The 16368-nt window shown below is 49.0% G+C and carries 12 protein-coding genes; 1 reads left to right on the top strand and 11 read right to left on the bottom strand.

The annotated features are described in order from the left end of the window. Positions 1-208: 208 nt before the first annotated feature. Both parC and parE read right to left on the bottom strand, forming a co-directional pair. On the bottom strand, positions 209-2656 hold the full coding sequence (gene parC / locus LBCZ_RS06585; RefSeq protein WP_039638998.1) for a DNA topoisomerase IV subunit A: 2448 nt from the start codon (positions 2654-2656) through the stop codon (positions 209-211). A gap of 6 nt (positions 2657-2662) precedes the next feature. After that, positions 2663-4675 (bottom strand): DNA topoisomerase IV subunit B, encoded by a 2013-nt coding sequence (parE, locus tag LBCZ_RS06580; protein ID WP_025013526.1) that lies wholly within the window; start codon positions 4673-4675, stop codon positions 2663-2665. Between the two features lie 311 nt (positions 4676-4986). Here parE and plsY point away from each other — a divergent pair, with 311 nt between their 5' ends. Then, a complete protein-coding gene (gene plsY / locus LBCZ_RS06575) occupies positions 4987-5610 on the top strand; it encodes a glycerol-3-phosphate 1-O-acyltransferase PlsY (protein ID WP_025013525.1) in 624 nt (207 codons plus the stop codon). Positions 5611-5689: 79 nt separating this feature from the next. Here the strand turns inward: plsY and LBCZ_RS06570 are convergent, their stop codons facing one another. From LBCZ_RS06570 to ylqF, 9 genes are all read right to left on the bottom strand, one after another. After that, entirely contained in the window at positions 5690-6568 is an 879-nt protein-coding gene (locus LBCZ_RS06570; protein WP_025013524.1) for an aldose 1-epimerase family protein, read from the bottom strand. Between the two features lie 39 nt (positions 6569-6607). After that, on the bottom strand, positions 6608-8017 hold the full coding sequence (gene hslU / locus LBCZ_RS06565; RefSeq protein WP_010488374.1) for an ATP-dependent protease ATPase subunit HslU: 1410 nt from the start codon (positions 8015-8017) through the stop codon (positions 6608-6610). 32 nt (positions 8018-8049) lie between these two features. After that, positions 8050-8574, bottom strand: a complete 525-nt coding sequence (gene hslV, locus LBCZ_RS06560; protein ID WP_025013523.1) for an ATP-dependent protease subunit HslV — start codon at positions 8572-8574, stop codon at positions 8050-8052. A 120-nt stretch (positions 8575-8694) separates the two neighbouring features. After that, a complete protein-coding gene (gene xerC, locus LBCZ_RS06555; protein WP_025013522.1) occupies positions 8695-9591 on the bottom strand; it encodes a tyrosine recombinase XerC in 897 nt (298 codons plus the stop codon). A 209-nt stretch (positions 9592-9800) separates the two neighbouring features. Next, a complete protein-coding gene (gene trmFO / locus LBCZ_RS06550; RefSeq protein WP_025013521.1) occupies positions 9801-11120 on the bottom strand; it encodes a methylenetetrahydrofolate--tRNA-(uracil(54)-C(5))-methyltransferase (FADH(2)-oxidizing) TrmFO in 1320 nt (439 codons plus the stop codon). Between the two features lie 370 nt (positions 11121-11490). Beyond that, a complete protein-coding gene (gene topA, locus LBCZ_RS06545; RefSeq protein WP_010488381.1) occupies positions 11491-13575 on the bottom strand; it encodes a type I DNA topoisomerase in 2085 nt (694 codons plus the stop codon). A gap of 253 nt (positions 13576-13828) precedes the next feature. Continuing rightward, positions 13829-14644 carry a DNA-processing protein DprA gene (dprA, locus tag LBCZ_RS06540; protein ID WP_025013520.1) on the bottom strand — a complete coding sequence of 272 codons (816 nt, stop codon included), beginning with the start codon at positions 14642-14644 and terminating at the stop codon, positions 13829-13831. 51 nt (positions 14645-14695) lie between these two features. After that, a complete protein-coding gene (locus LBCZ_RS06535; protein WP_025013519.1) occupies positions 14696-15454 on the bottom strand; it encodes a ribonuclease HII in 759 nt (252 codons plus the stop codon). Further along, complete coding sequence (ylqF, locus tag LBCZ_RS06530; RefSeq protein WP_107750372.1) at positions 15438-16298, bottom strand: ribosome biogenesis GTPase YlqF; 861 nt, start codon at positions 16296-16298, stop codon at positions 15438-15440. The genes LBCZ_RS06535 and ylqF overlap by 17 nt, the downstream gene beginning before the upstream one ends. Positions 16299-16368 lie beyond the last annotated feature (70 nt).

Here is a 16368-nt window from a genome sequence, read left to right as displayed (position 1 = left end):
TTCTTGCAAACTCAGTATAACACGGTGCGGGATCTATGCAAGCGTTTTATCGCCTATATAACAGGGGTTCTTTTGTTTTTTTAGTGTACTTAACTGTTTCATAAAAATTAGCAGACCGCGAATTTGATAAATCGTGCACAACTTATCTGTACTACAATAAGCAAAAATAGCCGTTCCTGTATTAATACAGGAACGGCTACCCTTCAATCTATTGTTCATTTTTTTCTGGAATCTCTTCGCGGGTACGGACAAAGACCGGCGTCCCTTGAACATCCGTATCAATGACGAATGACCCATTGGAGTAACGATCACCGGTTGGGTGTTGGCTCGGCGTAAGCGTGACAACTTTGTCAGCATCGGTCAACACGTCCAAACGGGTATCCTCGTCCACTGCCATCATGGCGACGATGCGATGCGGATCACGCTTAAGCTCGCGCAAGACCAGCAGACCGCGTCGAGCCCGACTCATTTCGCCGACTTCACTTAATGCCATCCGTTTGAAGGCGCCGCGTTGGGTCAGAATCCCGACCACCGCACTTTGCGGGTCTTTAACCAGAATGAAGTTAACAACCTCGTCTTCCGGTTTTAGATCCATACTTTTAACGCCGGTTGCCCGTGCGCCAACAGTCGAAACATCAGCTAACGGAAATGTTAATCCATATGCGTGCCGACTGACAACAAAAACATCTTGCGACTGATCAGTGGTGAAATAAGCATTCGTGACCACTGCACCGGCCGTCTTGAGCTTCATAGCCAGCATCGGTTTGCGTTTGTAAGTTCGCTGCGGCTGTAAATCACTCAGCGCTGTCTGTTTAATATAGCCATCACTGGAACCAAGAACAAAACTACCGGCAATGTCCAGCTGATCAAAGGCAAAGACTGCCAATACCTTTTCATCAGTGCCCAGTCCGACCGTCTGGCTTAAGTGCTCGCCAGTATCTTTCCAGCGGGCATCACCGATTTCGTAAACCGGCCGATAAATGATGTTCCCGGCATTGGTCACAATATAAAGGTGCTGCAGCGTGCGCAACTCACCCGTGAAAATGGCCAAATCATTCGCTTTGAGCCCGTTATCGTCAGGGTCAACGGCCTGGTAACTGCGCAACGAACTGCGCTTGACGTAGCCATCCCGTGATACTTGAACCATAACTGGCTCATCAGCAACCGTCACCGTCGTTGCAACTTCAAGCGTTTCAATTTTAGCCTGGATACTGCTACGGCGATCGTCCCCGTATTCCTTGGCAATCCGCTTGAGTTCCTGCTCAATGACCCGATCACGCGCGGCCGGCCGCGCCAGAATATCCTGATAACCAGCGATAGCCTTAGCCAGTTGGGCCGCTTCGTTTTGCAAGGCAGTAATATCGGTATTGGTCAGGCGATACAGCTGCAAAGACACGATAGCTTCTGCTTGCGCTTCAGAAAAGTCAAACTGCTTAACCAGATTACGCTTGGCATCGCCTTTATCCTTAGAAGCACGAATTGCCGCGATCACCTGATCCAAAATCGACAGCATCTTGATCAGGCCTTCAACAATATGCTGCCGTGCCTGTGCTTTGTTCAGTTCATACCGCGTGCGGCGAGTGACGACATCACGGCGATGGGCAACATACGCTTCCAGCATCGGCTTTAAACCTAGCAGTTTTGGCTGCATATCGGCGATGGCAACCATATTAAAGTTATAAGTGATCTGCAGGTCGGTATTTTTGAACAGATAATTCAAAATGCCTTGGGCGTCGGCTTCTTTCTTCAGCTCAATGACAACGCTTAAACCAAAACGGTCACTTTCATCCCGAACTTCTGCGATGCCATCGACTTTCTTGTTAAGGCGCAGTTCGTCAATTTTCTTGATCATTAAGGCTTTATTGACATCGTAAGGAATCTCGGTGACAACAATCTTTTCCCGTCCGCCACGCATGGTTTCGATATGCGTGCGTGAACGCACCACAATCTTGCCGCGGCCGGTTTCATATGCTTGCTTGATGCCGTCAAGTCCTTGAATAATCCCGCCGGTCGGAAAATCAGGACCCTTTACATATTGCATCAAGTCATTTAAGTCGGCTTGCGGGTGCTTTAACAAGTACAAAATGGCATCCACTACTTCGCGCAAGTTATGCGGCGGAATTTCGGTCGCGTAACCAGCGGAAATACCGGTGGCCCCGTTGACTAGCAAATTAGGAAATCCAGCCGGTAGTACAGTTGGTTCTTGGGCCGTGTCATCGAAATTAAGGACCATGTCCACAGTCTCTTTGTCGATATCCGCCAGCATTTCTTTACTGATCTTGCTCAGACGCGCTTCCGTGTACCGCATTGCGGCAGGCGGATCCCCGTCCATCGAACCGTTATTACCGTGCATTTGAATCAACGGTGCCCGCAGCTTCCAGTCTTGGCTGAGCCGGACCATTGCTTCATAAATCGAACTATCGCCATGTGGATGATAGTTACCCATAACATTACCGACACTTTTAGCCGATTTACGAAAACCTTTGTCATAAGTGTTGCCATCCTGATTCATCGCAAACAAAATTCGGCGCTGAACCGGCTTTAACCCATCACGGACATCCGGCAATGCCCGCTCTTGAATGATGTATTTCGAGTACCGGCCAAACCGGTCGCCCATGACCTCTTCTAAGGTCAACTCCTGAATCTGATTGGCCAATGGCTTTTACTTTCCTTTCTTGTCTAACTGTTTAACGATTTGCTTGGCACCAAACTGCAACTTTTCGTGATTAGCTGTCGGTGTTTCCAAAATACTACCGTCGTCATCCATGTCAAACTTAACATGATGTTCAATCCATTCACGCCGGGGTTCGACCCGATCCCCCATCAAAGTCGTCACGCGCCGTTCGGCTAACTGGGCGTCGTCAATCCGCACCCGAATCAACGTGCGCGTCTCTGGATTCATAGTGGTTTCCCACAACTGATCAGCGTTCATTTCCCCAAGTCCTTTGAAGCGAGTCAGCGTATAGCCCTTCCCCATGGCTTTGGTTTCCTTAGCCAGCTCTTCATCGGTCCAGGCATAGCTGATCTTGGTTTTAGCCCCAGCACCTTTTTGCAGCCGATATAACGGCGGTAACGCAATATAAACCCGTCCGGCATCAATCAACGGGCGCATGTACCGATAAAAGAACGTCAGCAACAGAATCTGAATATGCGCGCCATCGGTATCCGCATCGGTCATGATAATGATCTTGTTGTAGTTTGCCTGCTGGATGTCAAAATCCGCCCCGACACCGGCACCGATTGTGTAGATCATCGTATTGATTTCTTCGTTCTTAACGATATCCTGCAGCTTGGCCTTTTGCGTATTCAGGACTTTCCCACGCAACGGTAAAATCGCCTGGAACTTACGATCTCGCCCTTGTTTAGCAGAACCGCCGGCCGAATCCCCTTCGACTAGGTAAAGTTCATTGCGTTTAGGATTTTTGGTTTGTGCCGGCGTTAACTTACCGGAAAGCAGCCCCTGATCTTTTTTTCGCTTACGACCGGTCCGACTGTCATCACGCGCCTTACGCGCTGCTTCGCGGGCATCCCTGGCCTTAATCGCCTTACGTACGAGTTCCTGGGACTCTTCCCCATTTTCCATCAAAAACGTGGAAAGATTTTCGTAAACAATACCGTCGACAACTGTGCGAGCTTGCGGGGTACCCAGTTTGCCTTTTGTCTGGCCTTCAAACTGCAGGATTTCTTCAGGAATCCGCACGCTTAAAATACCGGCGAAGCCTTCCCGAACATCACTGCCTTCAAGGTTCTTATCCCTGTCTTTCAACAAGCCGACTTTGCGTGCGAACTCATTAAACGCTCGGGTCATCCCACTACGCAGGCCGATTTCGTGCGTGCCGCCATCTCCGGTGCGCACATTGTTAACGAAGGAAATAATATTTTCGGAATAGCCATCATTATATTGGCCGGCAAAGTCAACCACAATGCCGTCTTTCTTGCCTTCAAAATTGATGACTTGCGACAAGGCATCTTTACCTTCATTCAGATACTTAACGAAACTCACCAAGCCATCCGGATAGTGATACTGATCGCGTTTGCCGGTGCGCTCGTCAATTAAGTTAATCGTAATATTTTTCAGCAAAAAGGCTGATTCGCGCAACCGTTCAGCGAGTGTATCATAGTTGAAAACCGTGGTCTGGAAAATCGTCGGATCCGGTTTGAAGGTGATCGTGGTGCCATTTGGCTCATTCACCTTACCCAGCTTTTGCAAACCACCGTCCGGATGACCACCGTTGATGAAGTGCTCCTCAAAAGCCCGTTTGTCGCGGACAATCCTCACGGTCAGTGATTCAGATAAGGCATTCACGACACTGGACCCAACCCCGTGCAGACCGCCTGACGTTTTATAGCTGTTTTGGTTAAACTTCCCGCCGGCGTGCAGCACCGTTAGGATCACTTCAATCGTCGGCTTGCCGCTGGGATGCATCCCCGTCGGCATCCCCCGTCCGTGATCCTGCACGGTAACTGAATTATCGGCGTGAATGGTTACATTGATTTCGTCCCCAAACCCCGCGAGCGCTTCATCGACTGAGTTATCCACGATTTCATAAACCAAGTGGTGCAACCCGCGGCCATCGGTGGAACCAATATACATCCCAGGCCGCTTGCGAACGGCTTCCAGGCCGTGCAGCACCTGAATGGATGAATCATTATATGCTTGCGTTGCTTTGTCCATAATAAACTCCCTTTTTGAAACAACTAATTTATAGAATACACCACGCACCCGCAGAGCGCGAACAAAGCATGACTAAAAAATGCTTAGAAAACGGCACAAGGGCGATCTCAGCCAACATTCGCACACAGCTGCTTTACGAACAACGTATTTCCAGTGTAGCCTTTACGTCCATAAAAAGTCTGCGTTGACGTTTCTCTAGGGCATTTAACCCATTATTGCAAATCGAATGTGTGTTCGCATTATTTTAACGGCGTATCACTCAAAAGTCAAAAATGCTAAAATAGTTTTTAAGTCTGAGAGGAGGGGCACACTTGGTTCTTGTGCTTTGTTTTATACTCGCTTATTTCATTGGTGCCATTCCGTTTGGTGTGGTGATTGGCAAAGTATTTTATCATACCGACATCCGCAAAGGTGGCAGCCATAATATCGGGACAACCAACGCTTATCGAATGCTAGGACCGGTTGGCGGAACACTGGTGTTGCTATTGGATATTCTAAAAGGAACGTTGTCAGCCAGTTTACCGATTTTGTTTGGGATTGACCACCACTGGCTGATTCTGATTGTCGGGCTGGCGGCTGTCTTAGGTCATACCTTTTCGATTTATATTCATTTCAAAGGTGGCAAAGCAGTGGCGACGAGTGCCGGCATTTTGCTGGCGTATAATCCGGAATTTTTCTTCATTGCCTTTGCTATCTGGTTTAGTCTGATCTTGCTAACGTCCATGGTCAGTGTCGCCAGTACACTTGGCATGGTCATTATCACCTGCTGGTCGCTTGTTTATCACGACTGGTTGCTGACCACCGTGGCTTGCGGTCTGCTTGTCGTTTTCTTCATTAAACATCGGGCCAATTTTAAGCGCATCAAAGCGGGCGACGAGAACATGGTCCCATTTGGCCTCGGCCTTTACTTACGGCAACACCATCGCCAGCAGTAAAGAACACAAAATATACCACGCAAAAAGACATCCCCTGTTGGATGTCTTTTTGTTATCGATCACCAGCTATCCTACCGAATTAAAAAATGCTGATTGTGTAGCCCTTTTCAAACGCCGTTCCCGGTTCGAGACGATTGATGCCCAGCTTCTTGGTGAAATCGCCGGTCGTGCCAATCGTATCTGCGATGCCCCACCAAGGCTCAATGCAAACAAACTCACCGGTCTTAGGGTACGGACTCCAAACGCCTAAGTAAGGTGTGTCTGTCATGGTGACACTCACACCATGTTTGGTTTTGTCCGAAAGCAGATTAAACGAAGTCTTGCCAAGCGGTGCGAAGATGAGCGCATCGTTTTTAAACGTCTCATGGGTCAGCGCCAGATTGGCATCAGTTGCGGCCAGGGTTCGGTGCGGATAATCCACACCTTTACCAGCGACCAGCGGAATTTGAACCAGCGACTTGCGCGGGTTGAAGTTCATGTAATAATCCGTAAACTGCGTATCTGCTGTCATTGGCACTTTGAAACCAGGGTGTCCGCCAACACTGAAGTATAAAGGGGCCGTTTTGTCTGGATTATCGACATGGTAAGTAACGTGTAGGTTATTATTTTCCAATGCATAGGTGATAATCAGACGAAACGCAAAGGGATACATGGCACGCGTCTTGTCGTCATCTTTAAGAACAAGGCTGGCCTTAAAAGGCGTTGCCGACACGACTGTGAAATCACGATCACGGGCAAAGCCATGCTGGGTCATGTGGTAAGTTTTGCCAGCATAATGATATTGGTCATCAGCCAGTGCCCCGACAATCGGGAATAACACCGGTGCGTGCCGCGGCCAGACTTCCGGATCAGCCTGCCACAGACGCTCACGCCCAGTCAGGTTATCCTTGATACTAGTCAGCTCGGCACCATGCCGACTGATGTCAATGGTCAAAAAGTCATTTGCAATCGTTACCATACATCCTCATCCTTTATCTACAGTTCTCCACGGGTTGCCTTACAAAATATACCGGGTCATGTTCGTATCGGCAGCGATATGGCCGATCTTATCATCGACATACTGCTGGGTCACCGTCACACTGCCCATTGCCATATCCGGACCTTCGTAAAGCACATCTTCCAATAGCTTCTCCAAGATGGTTGCCAACCGCCGCGCGCCGATATTATCGGTATCGTGATTAACCTGCGTGGCAATTTCGGCAATCCGATTAACGGCTTCCTTGGTAAACGTGATTTTCACGCCGTCAGCACCGATCAAGGCAATATATTGCTTAATCAACGCATTGTCCGGTTCGGTCAGAATCCGTACAAAATCTTCTTCAGTCAGATCCTTTAGTTCAACCCGAATCGGGAACCGACCTTGTAATTCAGCAATTAAATCACTCGGTTTGGCTTCGGCAAATGCCCCTGAACCGATAAACAAAATATGATCCGTGTTAATTGGCCCATACTTGGTGTTAATCTGCGAGCCTTCGACGATTGGCAAAATATCGCGTTGAACCCCTTCGCGAGAAACTTCACCACTGGTATGCTTGTCGCCTGCTGCGATTTTATCAATTTCGTCAATAAAGATAATGCCATTGTTTTCGGCACTCTGGATGGCGTCGTGATAAATATCGGCATGGTTGACCAGCTTATCCGACTCTTCTTTAATGAAGATTTCGCGGGCTTCCTTAACGGTCATGGTGCGCTCGACTTTTTTCTTGGGCATTAACGCACCAATCGTATCACTTAAGTCAATCCCCATTTGGCCGTACATATCACTCATGCCGCCGCCTTTTTTCTCGTCGTTGACGGCAACGGTAATTTCCCGATCCTCTAGCAAGCCTTTCTCCAGCTGTTCAGCGACACTCAGGCGTTTGTTCCGAATGTCATCGGTCACTTCGCCACCAGCATCGGCATCGTCAGCAGCAGGTGTCTTGCCGTTTTGCATGCCTTGTAACATGTTCATCATTTCAGCCATCGGATTCGAGTTCTTTTCTTTGCGAATCGCTGGTACCAAAATTTTAACGAGGCGTTTGTTGGCTTCCTTTTCGGCGCGAACGCGGACTTTCTTGAACTGCTTTTCTTCTTCCATCGCCACTGCGGTTTCAGCAAGATCACGGACCATGGATTCAACATCCCGACCGACATAGCCGACTTCCGTGAATTTGGTCGCTTCGACTTTAACAAATGGTGCGTCCACAATTTTGGCTAATCGACGGGCGATTTCCGTTTTCCCGACACCGGTTGGCCCAATCATCAACAGGTTCTTCGGCGTGATTTCTTCTTGCATCTTGGGTGACAACTGCATCCGGCGATAGCGATTATACAAGGCAACCGCAACGGCGCGTTTGGCATCGTCTTGACCGATGACATATTGGTCAAGTTTTTCAACGATTTGTTTAGGTGTTTGAACCTCTACCATTTTAAACCTCCTGTGAGCGTGCTCTGGCCTAGTCAGAAACTCTCAACGATAATGTTGTGGTTGGTGAAAATGTCAATGTTACCGGCAATATTAACTGCCTCTTTGGCAATGTCGGCCGGCGTCATATCAGGCGCATGCCGCAACATCGCAATAGCGGCCGCCTGCGCAAAATTACCGCCAGAGCCGATTGCCACGACATCCTCGTCCGGATCAATGACTTCTCCAGACCCGGATACAAGTAATAGATCATGTTCGTCCATGACAATCATCATGGCTTCGAGTTTTTGCAGCGTTGGATCTTTACGCCAATCCTGTGCCAGTGCCACAGCGGAACGCCGTAAGTTGCCGGCATAGTGCTCGAGCTTCTTTTCAAACCAATCTTGTAAAGTGAACGCGTCGGCAACGCCACCGGCAAAGCCGATGACAACCTGATCATGATAAATGCGCCGAACTTTTTGGGCATTGCCTTTCATAATGACTTTTTCGCCCAGGGTAACCTGGCCATCGCCTGCTAAAGCGGTCACGCCATCTTTTCTAACTGCTGCAATTGTTGTCATTATTATGCTCCTTTTCATTCCCCCTGATGAATTGAAACTCATCAGCGGTGGCGGTTGTTAGCAACCGACCAATAGTCATACTTTAGAAAACTCAAGCACCGATTACATCGTACTTTAGTCTTAATGATGCTTAGGATAATATTTCATATACTCGTTTTTTAAATGCGCCATCGTGACGTGGGTATAAATCTGGGTCGTCGACAGACTCGCATGGCCTAGCAATTCCTGGACGGTGCGTAAATCCGCTCCATGATCTAACATGTGCGTGGCGAAGCTGTGCCGCAACATGTGGGGATGGATATTGGCAGTCAGACTCGTCTGTTTAATAAGCTGATCCAGAATGTATTCAATCCCGCGTGCTGTGATCGGCCGACCATATTGGTTGACGAATACCACCCGATGTTGGGTTTGGTGCTTCTGCATCAACGTCTGGCGCCCATCTTTTAGATACGTTTGTAACGCGCGCTGGGCGTACTGACCAAACGGCACGTAACGATCCTTATTGCCTTTCCCATGGATCAGTAACAACCCTGTATTAAAATCCACTTGGCTCAATGTTAAGTTGGCACACTCGGAGACTCGGATGCCGGTGCCGTACAAGACTTCCAGTAGCGCCCGATTACGCTGGTCAAGTGACGTTTTGCCTTCAACGGTTTTAAACAGTTCCTGAATTTCTGCTTCATAGAAAAACTGCGGCAAGTGATGGTGCTGCTTCTTCAGCTCGACTAATTCAAATGGATTGCGCTTCACAGCATCAATTCGTACCAGGTACCGATAAAAGCTCCGCAAACTGCTAATTTTTCGGGCAATAGAAGTACGAGCCAGTCCCTGTTTATTCAAATTGGTTAAGTAAGTCTGAACGTCCAGGTCATCTACCTTGCTAAAATCGGTAAACCCGCCATTGGTCTTGAGAAAAGCCTGGAATGCTTGAATGTCGTTTAAATACGCCGTGACAGTTTCTGGTGAATACTGCCGCTCGACCGTTAAGTATTCCTGAAAAGCTGCAATTGGCTTCATCCCGACATCCCTCCGCTTAATAGATTAACATAAAAAGAACGATTGTTGACGTTTTCAGAAGCCAAACATTGATAGGTGGCGGCAATTTTTCGCTCTCCGGACACCAAGATTGCTTAAGCGTTGACTTTGTTCCATTATAACCGGTCCTTTATGAAGATAACATGACACGACAATGAAAAAATCCCGGTTACCCGAGATCTTTTTTATTTTTAAAGTTGGTTCACACGTCTTAATTCAGTTTTAAATGCTGCAAGATCAGTCAAGGCCCGTTCTGCTAATTGCTGGTTACGCTCCTTCTTTTGCCGTACCTTAACTGCTAGTGGCGGCATAATACCAAAGTTAGCATTCATCGGCTGAAAATGTGTTGGCGAGGTATGGGTGATGTAATGTGCCATGGCACCCATTGCCGTTGTTTCCGGAAATACCAGTGACGGCAGATCCTGCGCCAATCGGGCTGCATTCGTCCCAGCAATTAATCCGCTGGCCGCACTTTCAACGTAGCCTTCAACGCCGGTCATCTGCCCTGCAAAGAAGAGATCCGCACGCCGCTTAGACGCATACGTCGGCTCAAGAACAGCCGGCGACTTCATGAACGTATTACGGTGCATCACCCCATAGCGGACAATCTGAACATTTTCCAATCCCGGAATCATCCGGAAGACCCGTTTTTGTTCACCCCATTTGAGATGCGTCTGGAAGCCCACGATGTTATACAGGCTCGCTGCCGCGTTATCCTGCCGCAGCTGAACGACCGCATACGGCGTTTTGCCGGTTCGCGGATCCTCCAAGCCAACCGGTTTCAACGGACCGAACAGCATGGTCTTAATCCCGCGTTTGGCCATCACTTCAATTGGCATGCACCCTTCAAAGACCGTCATTTTTTCAAAATCGTGGCCTTCCGCAACCTCAGCGGAGATCAATGCCTGATAGAACGCCTGAAATTCTTCCCGGTTCATCGGGCAATTTAAGTAAGCAGCTTCGCCACGATCATAGCGGGACTTTTTGTAGACGATGTCGGTATCAATGGTGCTGGCGTCCAAAATCGGCGCAGCAGCATCAAAAAATGACAGACCGGCTTCGCCATTCAAGGCCACAATGGCATCAGCCAAGCCCGGTGCGGTCAACGGCCCCGTAGCAACCACTGTCACCCCTTCAGGGAAATCAGTTAGCTCTTCACGAATGACATGAACCCGGGGATGCGCCATGAGTTTCTGGGTCACTAACTGGGAAAATGGCTCGCGGTCAACCGCCAACGCGCCGCCAGCTGGCACGGCGGTCGCGTCGGCACTTTGAATAATAATCGAATCTAAGCGCCGCATTTCTTCTTTCAACAGTCCAACCGCATTCGTAATCTGATTGGCACGCAGCGAGTTTGTACAGACCAGTTCCGCAAAATTGGCGGTGTGATGCGCTGGGGTCATAGTAACCGGACGCATTTCATATAAATTGACGTCGACACCTGTTTGGGCGATTTGCCAAGCGGCTTCGGACCCGGCCAGGCCAGCGCCGATGACGTTAACAATAGGCATGGTGAATTTCCTCCTTTGGTGTGGGGTTTTGGATCGAGAGTGGAACGGGGATTCTTAAAGTTTGTTTGATGTGGGTTTGGTGATGCTGCATTTAACATGTGCTTATTGGCGCAGAGGCTTGTTTGCAAGGGACTTGGATGTAATGGCCAAGAAAAATCTCCTTGTGGAAAGGGCTTTGGCCGATGCTGTCGTAAACGCGTTCGCTGGCGCAGAAGTCTGCGTGTAAGGACCTCGGTCGCAATGGCCAGAGAACGGCCATCACGCCCGAGGCCACTTACACTCCGACTCCTAAACGCGCCAGCTCACGCTCTTGCCTAGTTTATCAAAAAAACCAGCAGACCCAAAGGATTCGGGCTTGCTGGTTTTGGTTTTATGCTTTTTGTAAGGCTTCCTTGTAATCGTTGTTTGGGCAAACGACTTGGGTGCCGGCTTTGGTTTTCTTTTCGACTAAGAAATGACCACAGACCGGGCAGTCGCGGCCAACTGGTTTGTCCCAGGAGACAAAGTCACAGTCCGGGTAGCGCGAGCAGCCATAAAAGACACGGTTACGCTTGCTCTTGCGTTCGACCACCTGACCCTCGTGACACTTAGGACAAATGACGCCAATTTCTTTGACAATCGCCTTGGTGTTGCGGCAATCCGGGAATCGAGAACAGGCGTAAAATTTACCGTAACGCCCCATTTTGATAACCATGGGTGCGCCACAGATGTCGCAGTTAAAGCCTGCTGGTTCATCCTTAATCTGAATCTTTTCGATGCCGGTTTCGGCGTGCGCTACTTCTTTCTCAAACGGCTTGTAGAACTGGTCAATAACCTTTACCCAGTTGGCTTCGCCGGTTTCGATGCTGTCTAATTCGGACTCAACATTTGCCGTGAACTTAATATTGACGATATCAGGGAAGAATTCAACGATCAGACTGTTGACGATTTCGCCTAATTCAGTCGGTTCAAAGCGGCGGGCATTGAGCTTAACGTAATAGCGCTTCTGAATGGTTTCAATGGTTGGCGCGTAAGTTGATGGCCGACCGACACCATTTTCTTCCAATGCCTTAACCAGATTCGCTTCCGAATAACGGGCTGGCGGCTGGGTAAAATGCTGCGCCGGATCGGTTTTCAGCATTTTAACGGCATCCCCGACAGCAAGCGGCGGCAAAACATTGTCTTTTTCGTCGTTATCCCGCGAGGATACGTAGAGCTTAGTAAAGCCTTCAAACTTCATCTGACTGCCATTAGCACGGAACGTAACATCATTTTGGTCAAGAGTAACGGCGACGGTGTCGATCACTGCCGGTGTCATTTCACTGGCAACAAATCGGCTCCAAATCAACCGATATAGCTTCATTTGGTCTTTATCCAAAACCGAAGCCAGACTTTCGGGCGTCCGCAACGTACTGGTTGGGCGAATCGCTTCATGGGCGTCTTGAGCCCCTTCCTGAAGTTTGCCTTGACGGATTTTAACGGCGGCATAAGCTTCGCCGTACTTTTCGTGCAGATAGTGGCTGGTCTCGGTTTTGGCGACATTTGAAACACGAGTGGAGTCAGTACGCATATACGTAATCAACCCGACCGTGCCTAACTTGCCGCCTAAATTAATACCTTCGTACAGCTGTTGGGCCAACATCATGGTTTTCCGGGTTCGGAAACCCAGCTTACGGTTGGCTTCCTGTTGCAAGGTACTGGTGGTAAACGGTGGTGCCGGAAAACGCTTGCGCTCTTTCTTAACTACTTTGGTCACGTTAAACGGCTTGGTTTTATCGACCTGGCTTAAGACTTTTTGAACAGCCTCATTATTTTTTAAGGCCTGTTTCTTGTTCTTGATGCCGTAAAAACTGGCTGTAAACTTTTTGCTGCGGCCTTTCTGGAACTCTGCATCCAGTGACCAATACTCTTCAGGAATAAAATTCTTGATTTCATTTTCGCGATCAATGATCAGTTTTAATGCAACACTCTGAACTCGGCCTGCACTTAAGCCTTTTTTGACCTTCTTCCACAACAACGGGCTGATGGAATAGCCTACGAGCCGATCGAGAATCCGCCGGGCCTGCTGGGCATCAACGAGATCCATATCAATCCCGCGCGGCGTCTTAAATGCATTTTTGACAGCATCTTTGGTAATTTCGTTAAAAACGACGCGATTTTTTGCCTGGGGATCCAACCCGAGAATATGACTGACATGCCACGCGATGGCTTCTCCTTCACGATCCGGATCGGCTGCAAGATAAACACGGCTAGCTTTTTTAGCGTCTTTCTTTAAGGATTTAATGACATCGCCTTTACCGCGAATCGAAATGTAGCGAGGTTCGTAGTTGTTTTCAACATCAACACCCATTTGACTCTTGGGTAAATCGCGAATATGCCCTAAACTAGCAACAACTTTATAGGTGCGGCCAAGATACTTTTCAATGGTCTTGGCTTTGGCTGGCGATTCAACAATGACTAACTTCTTGTCGGCCATGAACGCGCTCCTTCCGGTGGCATTGCTACAACAGCAAGCCCTGATTAATTTGTGCGGGCTGACGAGTTACCGTCAGTGCTTCATGATTCAGCAGGTCGCTATGCGCACGGTCACAGTGGCGAATACGCCTCCGCCCAAAAACCATCCGATCACGCCTGCTGGCTCAAAACAGTTGCTATCATAAGCTAGTCATTTTGCTCTTGTCAAATCATATGAAAATTTTCCTACTATAGAAAGGGCACTTTTTGGCACTTTACGGGTAATAATGCAGGTTCTCGATCACCGTATCCGGACCGGTCACAATTGCTGCGCCTGCTTGAATTAGCGCGTTGGTTCCTGCCCCCAAACGCTCGCCAAAACGGTTAGGTAACGCAAAAACTTCACGATTATGCTGCAAGGCATAATTTGCCGTGATCAGACTGCCGCTTTTGATTTCCGCTTCAGTGACCATCACCCCATGCGCCAACCCGGCAATAATTCGATTACGTGCCACAAATTGGAACCGTTGCGGAGCTGTTCCGGGCGGGTACTCGCTCACAATCAACCCAGCGCGGCCGATCCGTTCCTGCAGCAAACGATGCTTAGCCGGATAGACCTGATCAATACCGTTAGCGATCACCGCAATCGTCGGCAAACCAGCTGTGAGTGCCGCCTCATGGGCCATGCTGTCGGCGCCGGTTGCCAAGCCGCTTGCAATCGTCATCATCGGCAGTTGCGGGAATAATTGCGCTAAGGCGGCCGCTGAATAACCGGTAGCCTTGCGCGAACCAACAACACCCAATGTCAATTGTTGAAGCAACTTTATCTGACCGCGATAAAAAAGCACCAGTGGCGGCTGGGGAATTTCACGCAACCGTGGTGGATAAGCAGCATCGACATAAGTGACGTAAGCTGACTGCCGCGCTACCGCCAATAATGGTTCCGCTGACTGAGTCACTTTCTTGTCAAGTTCGCGTTGAAATGCTGTTAAATCGGTTTTGGCACGAATAGCTTCTTCCAAAGCGACCGCCAAGCGCGGATTCTGATTGGTTACTAGATGCCAAGTTAATAAAAAGTCACGTAATGTCATGCCAGAAGTTCCTCCTGTCAATACATTACGCGGCTTAACGACAATCACACCTTAGGAGTTTAAACAATCACGCACTGGCCCAAAACTTCGCCGATGAATCGGCGTGACGCCATGAGCAGCCAGACCTGCTAAGTGTGCTTTCGTACCGTAACCCATGTTGTGTTTAAAATCATAACCAGGATAAACTTGATCGTACATCACCATCAGCCGATCCCGAATCACTTTCGCAACAATACTAGCCGAGGCGATGCTAATACTATTTGCGTCGCCTTTTATCAACCGTTCTTGTGGCAAATCGACCGGCACATGCATCGCGTCTACCAGCAAAAACTCCGGCGCAACGCGTAAATGACTCACCGCCTTTGCCATCGCAAGTTCAGTCGCGTGGTAAATATTCTCCCGATCAATTTCGCGATTGTCAGCGACGCCAATGCCAACCGCGATGGCCTCCGTCAAAATGTGCGGGTACAACACGTTGCGTTCATGTGCTGTTAGTTGCTTCGAATCATTCACTGGCCATCGAAAATGATGCGGCAGGATGACCGCCGCCGTCACAACTGGGCCAGCCAGCGGTCCCCGCCCTACTTCGTCTAACCCAGCAACATACTGGTACGTTCCCCATAACTGGCACTCATACCTGCTGCGATATTTCAGTGCCACCGCCTCGGCAGCGCGATGGTCCTCACGCCGTTGATAAGCCGCCAGTAATTTGCCCGCACCAATGCGACTATCATTTTTGAGCGCCGTTAAGATCGCGGGATCGACATGATCTGCTTGCAAAAGCGCCTTATACTCACTCAGTATCGGCATCGGTCTCACCAGGCTTTTCCAAGGTGAAGCGGCCTAATTTTCCCTGCCGTGCATCGAAAATCAGCCGTTCCGCCATTCGATTGAATTCCTCTCCGAATCCCTGCGTTTTTGTCAGCTTCACCAGCAAGTCGTGCGGTGCTGCTTGCAAGTCCGGATCAGTGAGATGGTAAGCTTTTTTCAGGGCGTCCGGATAATGTGCCATAAAATAAGTTAAGCCATATAAACCGACCACATCTTCTTGGAATACCGCGTCGGCAATCGCACCGGTAAACGCCAGACGCATCCCGATCGTCTGCGAGGCAAACTTGGGCCACAAAATCCCAGGGGTATCCAGCAACTGAAAATTATCACTCGCCTTTAACCACTGTTGATTCTTGGTCACACTGGGCTTGTTACCAGTTACCGCAATATTACAGTGAACCAGCCGATTCAGTACCGTCGACTTGCCGACGTTAGGGATACCAATACACATCGCCTTAATCATGGGATTGCGAATCCCCCGCGCCTTCTTTCGGGCAATTTTCTCCGCCATCAATTTAGTGGCCAACTGCGGAATTTGCTGCAGCCGTTTTGCATGTTGCGCATCAATCGCAATCGCGGCAAAACCTTGATCTTGATAGTATTGCACCCATTCTCGTGTCAGGGTCGGATCCGCCAAATCTTGCTTATTGAGGATCATCATGCGCGGCTTTTCGCCAATTATTTCATCTAACATTGGGTTGCGCGATGATTCAGGTGTACGCGCGTCAACAACCTCAAGAATGAGATCGACTTGTTTAATTTTTTCCTGTACCTGTTTACGGGCCTTCGCCATGTGGCCCGGGAACCATTGAATTGCCAAAATTTTCAGACTCCTTATGGGCAAAATACTTGTTTATATCTGAGTTATATAAAGCTTGTTTAAAGTTCGTAAA

Source organism: Lacticaseibacillus casei DSM 20011 = JCM 1134 = ATCC 393 (assembly GCF_000829055.1).
In the GTDB taxonomy this organism is placed as follows: Bacteria; Bacillota; Bacilli; order Lactobacillales; family Lactobacillaceae; genus Lacticaseibacillus; species Lacticaseibacillus casei.
The sequence above is the reverse complement of the archived record's forward strand: the minus strand, read 5'-3'. Positions and strand labels throughout refer to the sequence as shown.

Coding starts and splice junctions, on each gene's coding strand:
- parE (WP_025013526.1), bottom strand. CDS start 4,675: ATGGACAAAGCAACGCAAGCATATAATGATTCATCCATTCAGGTGCTG.
- LBCZ_RS06570 (WP_025013524.1), bottom strand. CDS start 6,568: ATGGTAACGATTGCAAATGACTTTTTGACCATTGACATCAGTCGGCAT.
- hslU (WP_010488374.1), bottom strand. CDS start 8,017: ATGGTAGAGGTTCAAACACCTAAACAAATCGTTGAAAAACTTGACCAA.
- hslV (WP_025013523.1), bottom strand. CDS start 8,574: ATGACAACAATTGCAGCAGTTAGAAAAGATGGCGTGACCGCTTTAGCA.
- xerC (WP_025013522.1), bottom strand. CDS start 9,591: ATGAAGCCAATTGCAGCTTTTCAGGAATACTTAACGGTCGAGCGGCAG.
- trmFO (WP_025013521.1), bottom strand. CDS start 11,120: ATGCCTATTGTTAACGTCATCGGCGCTGGCCTGGCCGGGTCCGAAGCC.
- topA (WP_010488381.1), bottom strand. CDS start 13,575: ATGGCCGACAAGAAGTTAGTCATTGTTGAATCGCCAGCCAAAGCCAAG.
- dprA (WP_025013520.1), bottom strand. CDS start 14,644: ATGACATTACGTGACTTTTTATTAACTTGGCATCTAGTAACCAATCAG.
- LBCZ_RS06535 (WP_025013519.1), bottom strand. CDS start 15,454: ATGCCGATACTGAGTGAGTATAAGGCGCTTTTGCAAGCAGATCATGTC.